The 241-nt window shown below is 58.1% G+C and carries 1 protein-coding gene; it reads left to right on the top strand.

Annotated elements, in window-relative coordinates; genetic code table 11:
- The coding region (locus tag SB765_RS33155) for a multicopper oxidase domain-containing protein (RefSeq protein WP_410932965.1) at nt 1-241 on the top strand (241 nt) is incomplete at both ends.

Below are 241 nucleotides of genomic sequence, written 5' to 3'. Positions count from 1 at the left end.
CGGGAAAACTGCAACTACCTGGGGCTATAACGGCAATCTGCTGGGGCCGGCGGTGAAATTACAGCGCGGCAAAGCGGTAACGGTTGATATCTACAACCAACTGACGGAAGAGACAACGTTGCACTGGCACGGGCTGGAAGTACCGGGTGAAGTCGACGGCGGCCCGCAGGGAATTATTCCGCCAGGTGGCAAGCGCTCGGTGACGTTGAACGTTGATCAACCTGCCGCTACCTGCTGGTTC

Origin of the sequence: Pseudomonas sp. SIMBA_067 (genome assembly GCF_046534675.1) — a bacterium.
Classification (GTDB): Bacteria; Pseudomonadota; Gammaproteobacteria; order Pseudomonadales; family Pseudomonadaceae; genus Aquipseudomonas; species Aquipseudomonas putida.
This window is presented reverse-complemented; position numbering and strand designations above follow the sequence as displayed.